Source organism: Paenibacillus taichungensis, from assembly GCF_013359905.1.
Lineage (GTDB): Bacteria > Bacillota > Bacilli > Paenibacillales > Paenibacillaceae > Paenibacillus > Paenibacillus taichungensis.
Map to the genome: position 1 here is coordinate 229,254 of NZ_JABMCC010000115.1, position 18,159 is coordinate 247,412.

Genomic DNA, 18,159 nt, shown 5'->3' on the forward strand with positions numbered 1-18,159 from the left:
ATAATCATGGTAAAAAGCAATAAATTAGGCGTTATTCTTGCAGGCTTGCTGCTTGCCATTCTCATGGCTTCGATGGATAACACCATCGTTGCCACTGCAATTGGTACCATCGTAGGTGATCTTGGTGGATTTGATAAATTAATGTGGGTTACCTCTGCCTATATGGTTGCAGAGATGGCGGGTATGCCGATCTTCGGTAAACTATCGGATATGTATGGCCGCAAGCGATTTTTCATTTTTGGAATCATTGTATTTATGATTGGTTCTGCATTGTGCGGGACGGCGGATTCCATCATTCAGCTCAGTATTTATCGTGCGATTCAGGGAATCGGCGGCGGGGCGTTGATGCCGATCGCATTTACCATTATGTTTGATGTCGTTCCCGCAGACAAACGGGGTAAAGTGGGGGGACTATTCGGTGCAGTCTTTGGTTTATCCAGTATTTTCGGACCCCTTCTCGGGGCCTATCTCACTGATTACATTCATTGGTCCTGGATTTTCTATATCAACCTGCCACTTGGTCTGATCGCCTTTGTCATGATTGCATTCTTCTATAAAGAATCCGTAGAGCATTCCAAACAGAAAATTGACTATTTTGGCGCATTCACACTGGTAGCTTCCATCGTGTGCCTTATGTTTGCACTTGAACTTGGAGGCAAGGAATACGCCTGGAATTCCAGCATGATCGTAGGTTTGTTTGCTGCGTTCGCCGTGCTGATGACTGCATTTGTGTTCATAGAGCGCCGAGTGGCAGAACCAATTATTACATTTAGCATGTTCAAAAACCGGCTGTATTCCACCAGCAATCTGATGGCCATATTTAGTGGTGCAGCCTTTATTACAGCTTCCATCTATATCCCCATTTATATTCAGGGTGTACTTGGTGGATCGGCCACCAATTCCGGTCTTGTTCTTCTGCCGATGATGCTTGGATCGGTTGTGACAGCTGCGGGTGGAGGAGCCATGCTTACCAAGCTCAGATACCGCTCCATCATGTTACCTACACTCGCGCTGCTGGTTATTGGTATTGCCTTGCTGACAACGTTAACGACAGATTCCTCCCGATTTATGGTGACTATCTTCATGATTCTGGTTGGTCTGGGCATTGGGTCTTCGTTCTCTGTATTGAGCAATGCAGCCATTCACGGTTTCTCAGCAAGACAGCGTGGTTCGGCCAGTTCAACACTTAACTTCAATAGGGAACTCGGTATGACGTTGGGAATCACGGTATTTGGTATCGTACAAAGTCACGTATTTACGAGTAAATTGGTCTCCTTCTTTGGAAATAGTAATGGTAGTGAGCAGGGTGGTGGCGTGAATCTGAGTGATCCTAGCTTAGTCCTAAAACCGGACACTCGTGCTGATATTCCTGCGCCAATGTTGGATAAGATTACAGAAGCATTGTCCTCATCCATCGTTCATACGTTTGCCTGGGCCATCATTCCGGCCGTTATTGCTCTATTGGCTGCTTGGTTTATGAGTAAGGAAAAATTTGACCCTGCATCCGAGTCAGATGAATATTTAGCTTCACACTAGCAAGACTATGTAATGGATTTGTGTGCACGATATGACAATATGTTCTTATCAAAGGAGACCTGCGTTATGTCTGAACAAAATGGAAAAGTAATCATTATCACCGGCGGAGCGAGTGGTATTGGTAAAGAAACAGCGCTTCAGCTTTCGGATCTGGGTGCAACGATTGTCATAGCAGACTATAACGAAGAGGGTGCGAGAAAGCTTGCATCGGAGATTGAAGCAGGTGGCGGCACAGCCGGGGCATACAAAGTGGACGTTTCCAAAGGAGACGAGATCAAAGCTCTGATCGATTGGACCGTAGAGAAATACGGAACATTGAGCGGTATTTTCAACAACGCGGGCATTGGACTCGTGAAGCCATTTCTGGAGATGGACCCGGAATCCTATCACAGAGTAATCGATGTTGACCAACACAGTGTGTATTACGGCATGTATTATGGCGCCAAAAAAATGGTTGAACTGAATGTACAGGGTACCATTGTTAATACAGCTTCGATCTATGGCAGTATTGCTGCGGTGGGAAGCTTTAACTACAATGCAGCCAAGGCAGCTGTCGTAATGATGTCCAAATCCGGTGCCTTGGAACTTGCTGAACATGGCATTCGTGTGGTTGGTGTAGCGCCAGGCTTCATTGATACACCGATTCTGGGTGATGACAAAGCGATGAAGGATGCACTTGCCACGCAACATATGCGGGGAGAGCTCATTCAACCGGAGAAAGTTGCGAGTGTGGTTACCTTCTTGTTCAGTGATGCTGCAAGTGCAGTGAATGGTTCAACCATTGCAGTCGATGATGGATTCCTCAGCTTCAAAACAAAATAAGATTTGGACAGTAAGGTAGTGCAGTCCGTTTCTGAAAAATAAAAAAAAGGTGCAGAACGAATAAATCGTTCTGCACCTTTTTTTTGCAATCCATATAAGAAGAGTATTTATTATGAAAATAATTCTATATAGTCATCCCGGTAGTTCAGAGATCATGATACAATAAGCAGGCATGCGTCTTTTATCATTTTGTGGTGTCATAGACAATACGCACACCGAGAGAGCCATAGCTCTCTTCTTTATAGTGACATTGGGAGCATGTTTTTGTAGCGCATAACGCATCACTGTGAACTTGTAATTTTTCGTTGCATAGTGGACATTTATTTTCAAAAAGAGTCTTCAACACGTTAAACATGCTTAATCACTCATTTCGGATTAATTTACTTGGTTTTTATTATAGCCGATTATTTTAACTGCGTATACTGTTTTTTGCATCTTTTTTACACCGCAAGAAAGGAAGAAAAACCGATGGATACTCTGCTTTTTGTCATCATGTTTATACTGGGTCTGATCGGTTCCTTCTTCTCGGGTTTGTTGGGTATAGGTGGAGCCATAATTAATTACCCGCTGTTGTTGTATATACCTTCTCTCATGGGGCTGGAACCATTCTCGGCACATGAGGTGTCGTCGATCAGCATGTTTCAGGTGTTTTTTGCTTCACTCGCTGGTGTGATTGCCTACATTAGGAGAACAAGGAATGGGGACAAGAGTGAAGCTCTTATTCATAAAGGTCTGGTGGCTTATATGGGCTCCAGTATTCTTGTCGGCAGTCTGATTGGCGGCTTCATATCTGGTCATTTGAATGGAGAAGTCATCAATCTGATCTATGGTATTCTGGCCATTATCGCGATTGTACTTATGCTGATTCCCGGTAAGGGAACAGAAGGCTCGGCTCGACAGCTGACATTTAACACATATGTTGCGGCAGGATCGGCTCTTGCCGTGGGAATCGTCTCGGGAATTGTTGGTGCGGGTGGTGCTTTTATATTGATTCCGATCATGCTCACCGTGCTTAAGATCCCTACCCGGACGACCATTGCTTCTTCGCTTGCGATCGTGTTCATCTCCGCCATTGGTGGGGTGGTGGGAAAGATTATGGGTGGAGACATTCCGCTGGAGCCCATCATATATACGGTTATCGGGAGTCTGCTTGGTGCTTCACTCGGTTCCAAAGTGAGTTCAATGATTAATGTGAGACTGCTTCGGTATGGACTGATGGTTCTTATCGCCATTACAGCAGTGAAGGTATGGTCTTCGATTTTGTAAAACCACATAGGATTGCAGCGTCCATGACGATTTCGTAACCAAACGGATGGAATGCCGTATAAAGGGTATGAACATGAGCTGGCGAATTTGTTGTTGCATGAATTCACATCAGTTTTCGTCCATGGAGCACCCTCAAACTCCTTTCATGGATACATGTTTAACATTATGAGAAGTTGAGGTATCCATCCTATGAATAACGTACTCACAGATCAGGCTGATGCAGGATATCGGCTGGCTGAGCAGAAGGCAGCTCAGTATTTTACTTCTCTTCAAGAACAACTGCTGAATAACACGTATACCACTGCACTTACACAAGATATTCACTTGTGGCAAAAGAAACATATCCAACCGTTTTCCTGGTTATCTTTTTTATCACCAAGTCAAAGAAAACCGGATTCCCGGGATGCTCATAGATATATCCATTGGCTTAATGTTACAGGCAAACTGGATGATTACCTGGATCGAAGTATTTCTTACATTTATATGCGAGATCTGGGCAAAGCACTGGATTCCTCGGATACCCAGGCACGCATTCAGCGTGTCGCTCAGGATACCAAAGCGTATTTTATACGTTCAAATACAACCCATCACAAGGGAAGTCCGGATTATATTAGTCTGGCCGCCTTGTATCGATGGGCTCAGAAGGAGAACGTGGAAAAAGCTGTTATCTGGATCATCAGCAAATTAAAAAATGTCGCTTCCAATATCCCCAAAGAACTGGATGCAGAACAGGCGCAGCGCAAACTGCTCAAGATCATTCTTGGCGTTGTTCTGCATGTGAACGATGATATGAATGATGAGACTCCCCAGGCAGAACGTTCCGAGAGGCTGGATGCTGCGATTCGGCTTGGTTATTCATACGGACTGACCTATCCATTTATTGATGACCTGCTGGATTCGCAGGCGTTGACTGCGCAAGAGAAGGAACAGTATTCTCTCTTGATCCGGAATGCGCTTCTCACTGGGATCGTGCCGGATATCGGCGAATGGAAGGGAGCGAATCTTCAAGTCATTCAATATGTTCATGGTGAGCTGCGTGATGCGTTTGAGTATATCAAGGACTACCAGCGCCCTGAGATGCAGCGCACGTTCTTCGAGCAATCCTATGTATTCTTTCAGTCTCAGGAAATAGATCGGGCCAAGAAACTGTCCAACGCGAATTATTCCAATGAAGAACTTTATATTCCGATTATTATTAAATCCTCATCCTCCAGACTCATTGTTCGCTCTGTGCTCAGTGCATCTGCGGATGAAGGTTTTGATCTGCGGACATTCTACTATGGCATATATAATCAGCTCGCGGACGATTTCGCTGATATGTTTGACGATATGGAGGAAGGGGCAGTGACCCCGTATACCTACTATCTGAAGTATCGTGACCTGCGGCCTGATCTGATCAATCCGTATGAGCTATACTGGGCGGTTATCTCTTATCTGATTCATGAGGTGTACCATTCGGATGAGAAGACCCGGGAGGTCATATTGGATCGGGCTATTAATGGTTTAAAGCGTTGTAGAGAACGTTTGGGTCAAGAACAATACTATGAAGTGATGAACATCTTTGCCTCCGGACAACCGGAATTCAATCGCCTCATTCAGCAAATGGTGCGAAAAGCCGATGATGTGGATTTCTTGGATAAATTGCTGCGGGATCAAGTTATCCTCCAATTGCAGAATGACAAGCGTGAAAAACAGGATTTTCTGGATACGATTCGGACGGTTCGTGAACAGATCAATATTGAATTACAGATATCCAAACCGGGTGGACTTCCGGAGATGAAAGGCACGCTTATTGATGCAGCGAATTACAGTTTGCAAGGAGATGGAAAACGGCTAAGGCCGATCCTAACTTGGGTGATGGGTGTACGTGAATATGGACTACATGAATCGTCTATCATTCCTCTCCTGAGATCACTGGAATACATGCATACGGCTTCACTGATCTTTGATGATCTGCCGACCCAGGATAATGCTTCGACCCGCCGAGGCCGTTCGACCTTACATCAGGTGCATAACAGCGCAACAGCGGAGTTGACAGGATTATTTCTCATCCAAAAGGCCATTGGCGAGCAATCTTCCCTTAATCAGTTTGATGCCGCAACCGTGCTTACCCTGATTCAATATTCCGCTGAAAAAGCAGAGGATATGTGTATGGGGCAGGCGATGGATCTGAATGCCAAAGGAAAAACGCTCACTTTGGAACAATTGAACATGATCTGTTTCTACAAAACGGGTATTGCTTTCGAGGCTGCACTTGTGATGCCAGCTATTCTGGCACAAGTGAAGGAAGTGGAGATTGCCTCCTTAAAGAAGTTTGCGTATCATGCAGGTATCGCCTTTCAAATTAAGGATGACCTGCTGGATCTGGAAGGGGATTATCAGGTACTCGGTAAGCCGGCAGGACAGGATGCGCGGAACAACAGTTCAACCTTTGTATCCATTCTGGGCGAGGATGGCGCGAAGAAAGAGATGTGGGAGCACTATTGTCTGGCTACCGATGCGCTCAACGAAATGCCAAAGCCGATTTCTTTTCTGAGACATTTGTTGGATTACATCATTGGACGGGAGCGTTAAAATCTTCCCTGACTAATCCCATTCCCATGTTCAGCATGGTTAAATATGAAATAATACAAAGTTGCCTGGATTCGAATACAAATAGAATCCAGGCCTTGTTTTGCTTTATTGACACAAACTTTTAGGAAATGATATGTTTCAACAATTGAAAAATCGGGTATTAAGCAAATATTGTGTTTATACACCAAAAGGAGAGCTTAAGATGCAGGTTCAAAAGGTCGATCATCACGAATTGTTTGAGCAGATTTATAATCAAGCACCTATTGGGATTGCACTTGTTGCTCCAACAGGACAGTGGATGAAAGTGAATCCTGCTTTTTGCAGTATGCTGGGTTATACAGCTCAAGAATTAATCCATCTTCATTACCAGGAGATCACCCATCACGATGATTTTGCACAGGATCTGAAGTACGAAAGCGCACTGTGTGAAGGTAAATCGCAAGAGTACAGGTACGAAAAGCGTTATATTCAGAAAAATGGAGATATTTTATGGATATCAATGCATGTATCATTGGCTCGGAACGAGGTCAGCGGTGAACCGTTGTATTTTATCTGCCACGTTGTAGATATTACGGAACATAAAACAACCGAACTAAAGCTGCTTCAAACGGAAGAAATGTTCAAACTTATTTCCGATAATGCACAGGAAATCATCTATATTGCAACTTTTGACGGTATTTGCCGCTATTGTTCTCCTTCCATTTATAATCTGCTTGGTTATACGCCAGAAGAAGTGGTGGGCAATAACAATACCGCTATTTTTCACCCGCAGGACCTGGAACGTGTCTCCCAGATCGATTTGAGCACAGGTCATATGTTGAATATGCAGGTTCATCATAAAGATGGACATCGTCTTTGGTTTGAAACCACCTATAAGGTTATCGGGGAGCCTGGGCAAGAACAACAAATCCTTGCCATTGGTCGAGATATATCGGAGAGAAAGAAACATGAGGAAATTAGTGCAGAAGCTGAACGAATAGCCATGATCGGCAGTTGGGAGTGGAACATGCTGAGTGGCCATGTTTCCTTGTCTGATCAGATATTCGAGATTTTTGGCTTAGATCAAAACAAGCTGTATAAGGCCAGCGATATCTATTCATTCATGGAGCCGACAGAGGGGCAGCGATTGAAGGCATGTATTGAATGGGTGAAAACGGGTCAACCGCTTGATTTTGAATATCGACATCTGGGCTCTGATGGTAAAGAAAAGTACCTTCATCTGCGAGGATTAATTACCTTTGATGAAGATCAACAACCGATACAGTTAAACGGAACTTTGCAGGATATTACAGAGCGTAAACTCGTCGAATTCAAACTTCAGGAATCGGTGGAACGATATACTTCACTCAAAAAATATAATCATGATGCCATCATTTCTTTTGATATGGACGGTAATATCATAAATGCCAACCCGGTAGCTATGAAAATGACCGGATGCCCGGTTGTGGAAATGATCGGAACCAGTATATGCAGGTTTATCGGACCATATCATCTTGGACTTATTCTTAATAGCCAGTATGAGATGGCTGAAAAAGAAATCAATGCCATTCAGCACGTAAATGGTTCTGAGACAGAAGTTTTGGCAACGCTTGCGCCTATCATTATTAATGAGAAAAACGTAGGGTTCTACCTGATTGCCAAGGATATTACGGAACAGAAAAAGCTTCTTGTAGCCAAAGAGACTGCCGAACGAATGAATAAAGCCAAAAGTGAGTTTTTGGCAATGATGAGTCATGAGATCCGTACACCCATGAACGGCGTAATTGGGATGACGGATTTGCTTCTGGATACGCCTGGACTTAGTGGAGAACAAAAGGAATATATTGAGATTATTCAAAAGAGCGGGGATTCACTGCTTGCGATTATCAATGATATTCTGGACTTTTCCAAAATAGAGTCGGGTAAAACCGATCTGGTGGATGAGCCGTTTGATCTTAAGGAGATTGTGACAGAGACGGTTAAGATCGTAACACCAATGATTCGGGAGAAACAGTTGGATCTTCGTTTAAGCCTGGATGACGCCATTCCTGTTCCCTTGTTTGGGGATGCTTACCGTCTAAAACAGGTCCTAACCAACATCATTGGTAATGCAGTAAAGTTCACCCCGGAAGGCAGTATTGAGATCGAGGTGAAGGTTATCGGACAAGAATACAATGACGTTCAATTTCAGTTTAAGGTGAAGGATACAGGGATAGGAATTCCAGTGGAGAAAAGAAAGCATTTATTCGAAGCCTTCTACCAATTGGAGAATTTCATGACGCGTAAGCCTCAAGGTACTGGACTTGGACTGGCTATCAGTAAGAAGCTTGTAGAACTTATGCAGGGTGATATCTGGATTGAGGATTCGGACGATCCGGGGACCACATTTATGTTTACAGCATCGTTTAAAGCCAGCAACATGGAGGAATTCAACAGATATGATCTACAACAGAAAAAAAATAAAACTGATCAACTTCGAATTCTAATTGCCGAGGACAATGCGGTGAACCAACTTGTTCTACGCCGGATGATTGAGAAGAAAGGACATCTTGTCGATTATGTAGTGGATGGAATAGAGGCAGTGGAAGCTGTCAAACGAAGTGCGTACGATATTGTGTTCATGGATGTGCACATGCCTAGGCTGAACGGATTCGAAGCGACCAAAGCGATTAAGGAATTAATGCGGCCAGAGGCATGCCCTTATATTGTTGCAGTTACTGCGAACGCAGTTAGAGGGGATATGGACAAATGTCTGAAGGCTGGAATGGATGCGTATGTTAGCAAACCCATTAAAAGTGAATCTATTATGCAAGTGATGGAGGAGTTTTACAAAATAAAGAAATATCCCACTGCATACAATTGATTTCCATATTCCGTAGAAACGGATTTTTGAATGGCAATGGAGCCGCTCCCTTATCGATGATAAGGGAGCGGCTTTTTTTGCATGTTCATATCTCAGAATGCTAAACTACTGATTTTTGATCCATAGTTTGGAGATATCCATGAACCCAAACTCAGCGGTATGAAGGCCAAAGAGACTTTGATTAAGTAATGCTTTTTTATTCATATGGCAGCCGTACAATATCCAGCAGTTATCGCGAAGCAAATCCTCTGCTTCATTGAGCAGCGACGACCTTTGCTCTTCATTTTGCTGAAGGAAATTCTCCATTTTTTGATAAAATACGGACTGTAAATCGGGTGATAAACAAATATGAAAATAGTTACGTTTGTTGATGAAGTAATTAATCATGCCAAATTGCCAGTCATCTTCCAAAACTTCTTCTGCAATAATTAGGTCGGCTTCGCTTGTTTCTCTCACATTGGGAAATTCAACGAAGGGTTGCAACTCAATACATAAACCGATGCTGGCTCCGCGCTGTTTAAGCCATTCTGCTTCTTTTTGGTCTTTAGCTACAGTATACGCAAGTATGATTTTTTCTCCCCGGTATCCGCTGCTGTACAGGAGCTCACGTGCATCCTCAAGTGAAGACTCGCGCCAGGCATGCTCTGCGCTTTTCCAGGGAAGAAAGCTGTTTGCCGGTGTAATTCGATTGCTGCCAAGTTCCCTCACCAAAGCGACTGGATCGAAAACAATGCGCATGGCTTGCCGAAATTCCAGTTGATGGTGAATACCGGCTTTACGAAAATTAATCAGCATATATCGGCATCCTGTTGCTGGATAATCAACACTGTTGCTCCCCGTATCGTCTGTAGCCAATTTAAGTCGGTCTGTTCCTGGTAACTCATAATGACGTTCATAAGGACCCAGATTGGGCACAAACCAGATATCTACTCGATCCAGATGAGGACGGATTCCATAATAGGCATCGAATGCGCTAATGATCAACACCGTTTCATTTATTTCATTGATCCGAAAAGGTCCGGTACCGATTAATTGTTGGGTTACATCGACATCATAGGGGAGAATCGTCATTGAGACACAACTAAGCAGGTTCAGGAAAAAACGATTAGGCCGACTTAGATAAAAACGAATGCAGTAATCCCCGACAACTTCGGTACGCTCAATATCCCGGTATAGCCAAATGAATGGACTGTCTACAGTGCGCAAGCGCTCTAATGTAGCTTGGACATCTTGGGATGTCATTACCCGACCATGGTGGAATCGCACACCTTTGCGCAGATAGAAAACCCAAACTCTGTGATCCTCGTTGTACTCCCACATATGCGCCAGATCCGGCAGGAAAGTTCCTGTTTTGGCGTCATAGGTGATTAGCGTGCTGCATACCTGCCCAAGCAGATAGGTTTCAAAAGCAGTATACACAAAAGCAGGGTCCAGCTCTGCCAATCTTCGTGACCTTACCATGCGAAGCACGTCCTGACCGGAAGAGCTCTCGGCATGACTGTGGAATCCCATCTGTTTATTTAACGAATTCAGCAGCCGCTCCCGGAGAGCATCATTCTTCTCTGTGCTGCCAATCAACTCGATCGCTTCCTTCATTTTGCCTCTGCCCATGAGCTCCAAAAAGCTCTCTTCGAGCGCCTCATTCACACTGCGCAGCAATGTCATCTCAGAATGATGACCCCGGCCACGCCCGGGCTGCCAGTGAATAAAGCTTTGTTCTTCCAGCTTGCGCAGAATAAACTTCACGTTTCGTGGGGTGCAGCATAGGGCAGCCGAAAGGCTTTCGATCGTTACCGGAACCGCTTCATGAAATTGAAGAGAAAGTTCTTTTGCTGTGGCGAGACGCAGATAGTGGGTTGTTGCTGTATCCATATGAATGTGCTCCTTCATAAAAGGTGAAATGTGCGCATGTTTTCTTACACTTTTATTTCCCCCTTTGATCCATACAATTATACATAAAGGGATAGGGCAAAGGTAGCCCATCTGAGACAAAAACATCTAGAACAGGAGAACCATACGCATGAAGCAGCATTTACGTCAAATTCACCCTTTAGCCTGGACCATCATTGTTGGAACGATGTTTGGACGTCTTGTTACGTCCATGAGCATCCCGTTTTTATCCATTTATCTGACTCAGGTACTGGGAGCTACACCCACACAGACTGGAATTACCGTCGCGGTCAGTTCTCTGGCGGGGGTTATGGTCAGCTTTTATGGAGGTTATATTTCCGATCGAATCGGCCGCAAAGTGGTCATGATGGTCTCCGTATTTGGCTGGGCCTGTGTTTTCTTCATCTTTTCAGCAGCTGAGCATCTGTGGGTATTTTTTGTGGCCAATACGTTAAACGGTTTATGCCGCGCCGTGTTTGAGCCCACGTCACGTGCACTTCTATCGGATATTACTCCACCACAAAATAAACTGCTTGTCTTCAACCTCAGATATGCGGCCATTAATCTGGGTGTCGTGTTTGGACCGATTATCGGTCTTCAGCTTGGATCAGCGGAGTCTACATTTCCGTTCATGATCTCCGGGTTGGTATATATCGTTTACGGCTTGGTTTTGTTCCTGCAATTTCGATTGCAGCGTGCAAATCTGCCGGAACATGTTCAGGTAGCAGCACCTCGTTTACGAGATGCACTGGCTACTACGGGACGCGACCGTGTATTTTTGCCAGTACTTATCGGAACTACGTTTTGCGTACTCGGGTATGGGCACTTTAGCTCGACCTTGGCTCAGTATGTGGCCCAGAATCCTCTCTTTGAACATGGAAGTCAAGTGTTTTCCTATATGCTTTCACTCAATGCGTTGACTGTGCTTGTAATCCAATTCCCTATTGTGCGAGTGGCCAGCAAATTCCCGCCGGTTGTACCCCTCATACTTGGAAACGTGCTGGTCGCAACAAGTCTGTTCCTGTTTGGCATAGCTGAAGGTGTTATGCTGCTGATGATCAGTGTCATTCTGTTCACCATTGGGGAAGTGCTCATGTTCACCATGATGGATATGCTGATTGACCGTATTGCCAAACCTGAATGGAAAGGGACCTACTTTGGCACGATTGGATTCAATAACTTGGGGAGCGTCATGGCACCGATTCTTGGAGGGCTCCTATTAACCCAATTTGGGACGGGGAATGGTCTGTTCGTTTTTGTACCGCTGGCACTGACCACTGCACTTGGACTGCCTTTTCTTATCGTAGCGCATAAGCGCCTTGTCATCAGGGAGAAGGAGACCACACCCATACAAGTGAGTGCCTAGCTTAAGTGATGCCAGTTGCATGGCACTTAGGCAACAGCTTTTTAACTTTTTTTGAGAAAGGTAACTTTCAATGAGAAACCAACGTTTAATTAGTTAAACATTTCCTCATGGAGGTTCCAAATGATATTTAAAAAGTTCACTCTAACATTGCTGGCGTGTGCTATGTTTGCCGCGTTTTCAACGCCAAGTTTAGCTGAGAATGCCACACTCGAGATTGGGACTGGCGTATTGTCCAATAACCGGGTGCTAATTCCTTTGAGGGTTGTGTCCAGCAACTTGGGGGCAGATGTAACGTGGTATAAGGATGGGAAGAGCATTCGAATTAAAACGGATGAAAAAGAAATTTGGCTTGTGGTTAACTTTAAAAATGCGAGAGTGAATGAACAGATAATCAAAATGGATTCTCCTGTTGAAATAATTGGAAATACAGCATATGTTCCGCTGCGATTTGTCAGCCAAACGTTAGGAGCCAAGCTAGAGTGGAATCCACAAACTAAACAGGCAACCATCGACTTGAATAAACAAAACATGATTGTAAGTATGCAAGAGGAGACCATCCAAATACCTGATTCTGTGAAAATAACAAAGGGACGAATAAATGTTTTGTCAGAGAAATTGAATGAAATTTCAGGCTTGTCTCAGATCAAGCAGGTCAGTACGTATTTCAAGCCTTATTTCACTGAAGATTTAATCCAATTTATTCTCAAGAGACAGGATCTAGTAAGTGATTGGATGGTATATGATGCTCCAGAGACTTCCGTTTATTATACAAGCAGTACAACAGCGACATTATCCCAATCGTTCGTAATCGGAAATACATTAACGGGTGATTCTCATTATGTAAATGATCGAAATATTGAACTTGTTTACCGTAATGGTGTATGGAAAGTGAATCAGTTAATGTTTAATCTCAGAGAAATTCCCTATCTGGGTAATGATCGTTGAAATCGCCGCATAAGATGTTCAGTGGCATGAAGGAAATAACAATTGAGTTAATATTATCTTGACGGATTACAGTAGAGCGAATACAATAAACAACAAATATGTGTGACGGGTGGTTAAGATGAACATGTTCCAGACAGGGCGCATTCTGAATCGATAACTGAATACGCATGAGCAAGTGACTTAACCAATGTTTTTTTGTGTTGGCGTTTAGACAGTCATGTTTGTGCACCCCTGTCGTGGACGCTCATCATTATTGCGTGCAGAGGAGAAATCCGGAAACGCTTCTTATTTCATATGATTCTCTTATTGTTACAAGCTGTAGATGACATTAGTTCATCTATGGCTTTTTTGCATGCATTCCACCCAATTTGTTGCACATAGAAGGGAGATGTTGTAGTACTTTTTGGTGGGAAATCACCCCAAGGGGAGAAAGAGAGGCAACGATATGAAACGACCTAATCAAAGTTATACCATTTGGTTTTCCCAACGAACCGGCAGTACTCTGCTTGGTGAAGCTTTATGTTCTACGGGTGTGGCAGGATATCCGAGCGAGTGGCTGCATTATCAGCATAAGAGCCCAGACACATTAAAGCGTGAAGATCTGGAGCAGATCTGGGATCATGGAACAACATCGAACGGAGTATTCGGAATCAAAATTAATTTTGAACAACGATGGATTGACGCATTCCGAAGTCTCTATAGTCTGCCAACAACGTTATCGCGAGCTGAGGTATGGAGTACGGGCTTCCCTAATTGCACCAAGCATATTTACATGACGCGTCGCAACAAAGTCAGATTGGCTGTGTCATGGTGGAGAGCCATTGTCTCGGGTGAATGGCACCGCAAGCACGGAGACAGCCCTCAGTTACAAGATATTGCAGATCAATATAACTTTGATGCGATTAAACATCTGCTTGTGGAGAGTAATATGTGCGAAGCAGCAATTGAAGAATTCCTGTCCGAGTCAGGTATTGTGCCGTTGACAATTGTTTATGAGGATTTTATACAGGATTACGAAGGGACCGTCATGAAAGTGCTAGCGTTTTTGGATGTTCAAACTGACGGTGTGACCGTTTCGCCCCCTTTCTTTGACCCGATCGCAGACGAGATTTCTGAACAATGGGTGCAAAGATTTCGGGAAGAATGCCAGAGGGATTGGGAGAATGTCAAATGGTAAACACAATTGGTAAGATTCATCCACGAGTTGGAAATGTTGCATTTATTGTTGTTATGTATGATTCATCTTAGTGAGGGAACAAAATGCGTTGAATCACCACAATGAAAAGAAATGTTATACGAAGGGGTGAGGGGTTATGCCCAAAACAGAGAAACGCTCCATGTCCTGGCTGCTGCAATATCTAAAACCAGTCAAAGGCCGATTGGCCATACTTATGGTGATGTTGCTAACGTCAACAGGGCTGCAGCTCCTGAATCCACAGATTATCAAACGATTCATTGATACAGCGGCAAGTGGGGGAATCCTTTCTAACCTGATCCAGCTTGCCGGATTGTTTCTAATTGTTGCCGTCGTAAATCAATTGATTACAGTAGCCGTAAGTTATCTGGGGAATGATGTGGCCTGGCGAGCAACGAACCGGTTACGGGGAGATCTCCTGAAGCATTGTCTGCGTCTGGATATGCGGTTTCATAATGTGAAGACGCCGGGAGAGATGATAGAACGGGTGGATGGTGATGTGACGAGTATCTCCAACTTCTTCGCGATGTTCATTGTGCAGGTGGTGGGGAGCTTTGTCTTGCTTGCCGGAATTCTCGGATTTATGTTCACTGTAAACGTACCGATTGCGATCGTCATGACGGTGTTTACATTATTATCGATTCTATTTATGGTGTTCATTCGGAACCTGGGAGTAAACTCTTCCAAAAATGAGCGGGAAGCGAGTGCATCCTTGTTCGGATTAATTGAAGAACGTATTGCGGGAATTGAAGATGTTCAAGCGAACGGGCATGTCCCGTATGTGATGAATCGCTTTTATCGTACGATGCGTGTTGTATTTCAAAAAGGAAGGAAAGCCTGGCTGCTTCGGGTAATTCCATGGAATACGACGGTCATTCTGTTCGCACTTGCAGTCACGGCAGTACTTCTGCTCGGTGTTCATTATTACATGCAAGGCATCATCAGCATCGGAACCCTGTTTCTGATATATCAATACACACAGATGCTTAATGATCCGATTGAGATGCTGGGCGATCAGGTTCAAGAGTTTCAGAAGGCGAAATCAGGTATGCTTCGATCAAGAGAACTGTTGTCTTTACGCAGCGAGATCGAAAACGGAAGAGAAGATCAGCTGCCAGAAGGGCCGCTTGGTCTGGAATTCAAACAGGTGAACTTCAGTTATAACGAGGATAAACCTGTATTGCAGAATATTAACTTTGCCATTAAACCTGGCGAACGACTTGGCATTATCGGTCGTACCGGTAGCGGAAAATCAAGTCTCAGTCGGGTACTTCTGCGCCTGTACAATCTGGATAGCGGAACAATTCGTGTAGGTGGCAAAGATATTACAGAGCTTACCTTGCCTGCACTTTACCGCAGGGTTGGTATGGTTACTCAGGATGTACAGCTGTTCGACGGTACGTTGCGAGACAATTTAACGCTGTTCAATCAGGATGTCTCGGATCAGATCATTAAGGAGACAACGGATCGACTTGGATTAAGTCATTGGATTGAATCACAACCGGCAGGGTTGGACACCCATCTGAAGGCAGGTGGTTCTTCATTGTCCGCTGGGGAAGCTCAATTGTTTGCCTTGACGCGAGTATTTCTGACTGAACCAAGTCTGGTTATTCTCGATGAGCCTTCCTCACGGCTGGATGCTGCTACAGAGAGCATGCTTCAGTCTGCCATTGATCAGTTAATGAAGCAATGTACGGGAATTATTATTGCACATCGCCTGGCTACTCTGGAGAAGGTCGATCAGATTATGGTACTGGGTGATGGCAAGGTACTGGAATTCGGAGCCAGAGAAGTGCTCGCCAGCGATCCGGCGTCACATTATGCCAGATTGCTGATTACAGGGCGAGAGGAGGAATTGGCGTGAATGTAACAGGATTCATAGGCCGTTTATTTCGATTCAGGCCTTTTCTATTTTTGATCAACGGATTGTCATGGTGTATATTTCATTCTTTGCCGCTGGCAATAGGGATTGGGATGCAGTGGTTCTTTGACCGGGCAACGGCGGGTTCCAGTGATTATATGTGGCTGGCAGCTCCGCTGATCTTCATTGCTTTGATCAGAGCGGTAAGAGTAGGGACGTTTTTTGCCGCATTCTATGCATGGATCACGTACATTTACCATATTCAAGCCATTCTGCGTACCAACATGCTCGCTGGGATTATGCGCTGGCCAGGACGCAATTTGCCAGCTTCACCGGGGGAGGCAATGAGCCGCTTTCGTGATGATGTGGATGAAGTGGTTGAGTACGTAGAATCCTGGGTGGATTTTTGGGGAAGGCTCGTGTTCGCTATTGTATCCATCGTCATCATGGCGAACATTAATTGGAAAATCACTTTGGTAGCTGTGTTGCCACTGGTAATCGTAACGTTGCTGAATAACTTGTCTGGCAATCGGGCTCGTCGATATGCACAGGTCAATCGTGAGTCGACAGGACGAATCACCAGTTTCATTGCTGAAACCTTTGGGGCTGTGCAGGCACTGAAACTTGGGCAGGCAGAAGAGCATGTCTCTACTCGTTTTAACAAACTCAATGAAGAACGTCGTCAAGCTGCACTCCGGGATAATCTGTTCAAACAGTGGATGAGATCACTTAATCAGCATGTGCTCAGTATCTGTACAGGTCTCATTCTCCTGATGTGTGCGGCCGAGATGAAATCCGGCAATTTCACCGTAGGTAATTTTGCCTTGTTCACCAGTTATCTTGCCAATATTGGCTTTAGCATTTCATTGTTTGGCTATATGGTATTCCAGCATAAACGGCTCAAAGTATCTTTTGACCGCATGCGAACCCTGTTTCGTACTGGGGAGGAAGACCAGATCATGGATTTCAGAGAGACGTATCTGAATGAAGATCCGCCTGAGCTACCTAAAGAACAGAGAGATCCCAAAGAGAAGCTAAGAGAGCTGGAAATCAGCAATCTGGCGTACCAATATCCTCATTCTGCAAATGGAATAGAGGATATCAGCTTCCGTGTGAAGCGGGGACAATTTCTGGTCATCACTGGACGGATCGGTTCTGGCAAGTCGACTCTGGTCCGCACACTTCTGGGACTGCTGCCCAAACAGGAGGGTACGATTCGCTGGAATGGCAAAGATGTCGATCCCGCTACCTTTCTGATGCCGCCTAGAGCAGCATATACGCCGCAAGTACCTCGATTGTTCAGTGATACGCTGAAAGAGAATATTGTTCAGGGCAAACAGGGTCGTACGGAAGTCGCACTTGCAAAAGCCATTCGATTGGCTGTTATGGATAAGGATATTCAAAACCTGGATCAAGGACTCGAAACGTCCGTAGGTCCAAGAGGTGTCATGCTGTCAGGCGGTCAAATTCAGCGTGCGGCTACCGGACGTATGCTGATGACGGAAGCAGACCTCTTCATCTTCGATGATCTGTCCAGTGCGCTGGATGTGGAAACCGAGCAACAGGTCTGGGAAGGTTTATTCGAGGAGCCAGATGTCACATGTATTGCGGTATCTCACCGCAGAGCAGCACTTGCGAAGGCAGATCATATCATCGTCATGAAGGATGGACGAATTGAGGCCGAGGGCAGCTTATCAGATTTGCTTGCTACTAATGAAGAGATGCAGCTACTTTGGCAAGGTGAGCAAAAACCGGTTAAAGTGGGATAGGATAAGATATACGATTTATAACAAATGAAAAAAGCCGTACAGACAACTCTTTTTGAAAGAGTTAAGATCTGTACGGCTTTTATTATTGCTCAT

11 protein-coding genes are annotated in these 18,159 nt (G+C 44.6%); 10 read left to right on the plus strand and 1 reads right to left on the minus strand.

What is annotated here, in order from left to right; all coding sequences use genetic code 11:
• Nucleotides 1-6: 6 nt before the first annotated feature.
• From HP548_RS20400 to HP548_RS20420, 5 genes are all read left to right on the plus strand, one after another.
• A complete protein-coding gene (locus tag HP548_RS20400; RefSeq protein ID WP_076291123.1) occupies nt 7-1,536 on the plus strand; it encodes an MDR family MFS transporter in 1,530 nt (509 codons plus the stop codon).
• A 66-nt stretch (nt 1,537-1,602) separates the two neighbouring features.
• Nucleotides 1,603-2,358, plus strand: coding sequence for an SDR family NAD(P)-dependent oxidoreductase (locus tag HP548_RS20405; protein ID WP_175382666.1), 756 nt, complete (start codon nt 1,603-1,605; stop codon nt 2,356-2,358).
• Nucleotides 2,359-2,826: 468 nt separating this feature from the next.
• Nucleotides 2,827-3,624 (plus strand): sulfite exporter TauE/SafE family protein, encoded by a 798-nt coding sequence (locus tag HP548_RS20410; RefSeq protein WP_175382667.1) that lies wholly within the window; start codon nt 2,827-2,829, stop codon nt 3,622-3,624.
• Between the two features lie 189 nt (nt 3,625-3,813).
• Complete coding sequence (locus HP548_RS20415; protein ID WP_175382668.1) at nt 3,814-6,198, plus strand: polyprenyl synthetase family protein; 2,385 nt, start codon at nt 3,814-3,816, stop codon at nt 6,196-6,198.
• Between the two features lie 202 nt (nt 6,199-6,400).
• Nucleotides 6,401-9,040 carry a PAS domain S-box protein gene (locus HP548_RS20420; RefSeq protein ID WP_175382669.1) on the plus strand — a complete coding sequence of 880 codons (2,640 nt, stop codon included), beginning with the start codon at nt 6,401-6,403 and terminating at the stop codon, nt 9,038-9,040.
• Between the two features lie 105 nt (nt 9,041-9,145).
• Here the strand turns inward: HP548_RS20420 and HP548_RS20425 are convergent, their stop codons facing one another.
• Entirely contained in the window at nt 9,146-10,912 is a 1,767-nt protein-coding gene (locus HP548_RS20425) for an ABC transporter substrate-binding protein (protein WP_175382670.1), read from the minus strand.
• A gap of 148 nt (nt 10,913-11,060) precedes the next feature.
• Here HP548_RS20425 and HP548_RS20430 point away from each other — a divergent pair, with 148 nt between their 5' ends.
• From HP548_RS20430 to HP548_RS20450, 5 genes are all read left to right on the plus strand, one after another.
• Nucleotides 11,061-12,296: an MDR family MFS transporter gene (locus tag HP548_RS20430; RefSeq protein WP_076291129.1), complete on the plus strand. Its 1,236-nt coding sequence runs from the start codon at nt 11,061-11,063 to the stop codon at nt 12,294-12,296.
• Nucleotides 12,297-12,416: 120 nt separating this feature from the next.
• Nucleotides 12,417-13,241: a stalk domain-containing protein gene (locus tag HP548_RS20435; protein ID WP_175382671.1), complete on the plus strand. Its 825-nt coding sequence runs from the start codon at nt 12,417-12,419 to the stop codon at nt 13,239-13,241.
• A gap of 445 nt (nt 13,242-13,686) precedes the next feature.
• The gene (locus HP548_RS20440; RefSeq protein WP_175382672.1) at nt 13,687-14,418 is read left to right on the plus strand and encodes a Stf0 family sulfotransferase; all 732 of its coding nucleotides are present in this window, start codon (nt 13,687-13,689) and stop codon (nt 14,416-14,418) included.
• A 136-nt stretch (nt 14,419-14,554) separates the two neighbouring features.
• Nucleotides 14,555-16,300 carry an ABC transporter ATP-binding protein gene (locus HP548_RS20445; RefSeq protein WP_175382673.1) on the plus strand — a complete coding sequence of 582 codons (1,746 nt, stop codon included), beginning with the start codon at nt 14,555-14,557 and terminating at the stop codon, nt 16,298-16,300.
• The gene (locus HP548_RS20450) at nt 16,297-18,066 is read left to right on the plus strand and encodes an ABC transporter transmembrane domain-containing protein (RefSeq protein ID WP_175382674.1); all 1,770 of its coding nucleotides are present in this window, start codon (nt 16,297-16,299) and stop codon (nt 18,064-18,066) included. The genes HP548_RS20445 and HP548_RS20450 overlap by 4 nt, the downstream gene beginning before the upstream one ends.
• Nucleotides 18,067-18,159 lie beyond the last annotated feature (93 nt).

What these genes read in the sequence shown, in the direction of transcription:
- HP548_RS20415 (WP_175382668.1), top strand. Translation starts at nt 3,814, where the DNA reads ATGAATAACGTACTCACAGATCAGGCTGATGCAGGATATCGGCTGGCT.
- HP548_RS20440 (WP_175382672.1), top strand. Translation starts at nt 13,687, where the DNA reads ATGAAACGACCTAATCAAAGTTATACCATTTGGTTTTCCCAACGAACC.
- HP548_RS20435 (WP_175382671.1), top strand. Translation starts at nt 12,417, where the DNA reads ATGATATTTAAAAAGTTCACTCTAACATTGCTGGCGTGTGCTATGTTT.
- HP548_RS20445 (WP_175382673.1), top strand. Translation starts at nt 14,555, where the DNA reads ATGCCCAAAACAGAGAAACGCTCCATGTCCTGGCTGCTGCAATATCTA.
- HP548_RS20425 (WP_175382670.1), bottom strand. Translation starts at nt 10,912, where the DNA reads ATGGATACAGCAACAACCCACTATCTGCGTCTCGCCACAGCAAAAGAA.
- HP548_RS20430 (WP_076291129.1), top strand. Translation starts at nt 11,061, where the DNA reads ATGAAGCAGCATTTACGTCAAATTCACCCTTTAGCCTGGACCATCATT.
- HP548_RS20410 (WP_175382667.1), top strand. Translation starts at nt 2,827, where the DNA reads ATGGATACTCTGCTTTTTGTCATCATGTTTATACTGGGTCTGATCGGT.
- HP548_RS20400 (WP_076291123.1), top strand. Translation starts at nt 7, where the DNA reads ATGGTAAAAAGCAATAAATTAGGCGTTATTCTTGCAGGCTTGCTGCTT.
- HP548_RS20420 (WP_175382669.1), top strand. Translation starts at nt 6,401, where the DNA reads ATGCAGGTTCAAAAGGTCGATCATCACGAATTGTTTGAGCAGATTTAT.
- HP548_RS20405 (WP_175382666.1), top strand. Translation starts at nt 1,603, where the DNA reads ATGTCTGAACAAAATGGAAAAGTAATCATTATCACCGGCGGAGCGAGT.